Below are 551 nucleotides of genomic sequence, written 5' to 3'. Positions count from 1 at the left end.
TTGCTCTATGCAAGGAAAGGGCCGACTAAAACCCAATCTTCAAACTTGTCACAGAGTTGCGATAGCATGAGAACCCTAGTTATTTGACAATCTAACGAATTAATGAATATTCGTTTACGGGGCTGATCGGTTTCGACGCCGATTGCTGTGAACGTTTCATGCGACCAGAGTTGCTCAGACTCTAAAAACAGGGCATCAATAGAGACGCCAATACGGATGATCTCGCTCTTGCCGCCTAATTTTATTAGGTAGTAAAGAGTCACTGGGACCAGTAATGATTCCCGGGGCCTGATCACTACAGCCCGGCAACAGAAGTAGTGATGGACCGCAGGGAGAGACCGCTGACGGCGAGAAAGACCGCTGACTTCAAGGAAAGTCTTGACGGTAAAGCCTTAGGGCTTGTCTGACCCGGCGGAATGACTACCGTAAGTCATATTCTCGGGAATGGTCGTAACGTGTGCGTTGACCTCTCGACGGACGCGGGTTCGATTCCCGCCAGCTCCACCAAACTAGTTTTATATAAGTAAACATTTATGAAAGGCAGTAGCTAT

At 48.1% G+C, this 551-nt stretch carries 1 other RNA gene; it reads left to right on the top strand.

Annotated elements, in window-relative coordinates:
- Positions 1-118: 118 nt before the first annotated feature.
- Positions 119-507: a transfer-messenger RNA gene (gene ssrA / locus QF777_12185) on the top strand.
- Positions 508-551 lie beyond the last annotated feature (44 nt).

The organism is Acidimicrobiales bacterium (assembly GCA_030747595.1).
Taxonomy (GTDB): domain Bacteria; phylum Actinomycetota; class Acidimicrobiia; order Acidimicrobiales; family MedAcidi-G1; genus UBA9410.
Note: the sequence above shows the minus strand (reverse complement) of the source record. Positions and strands in the feature narration are given on the sequence as shown.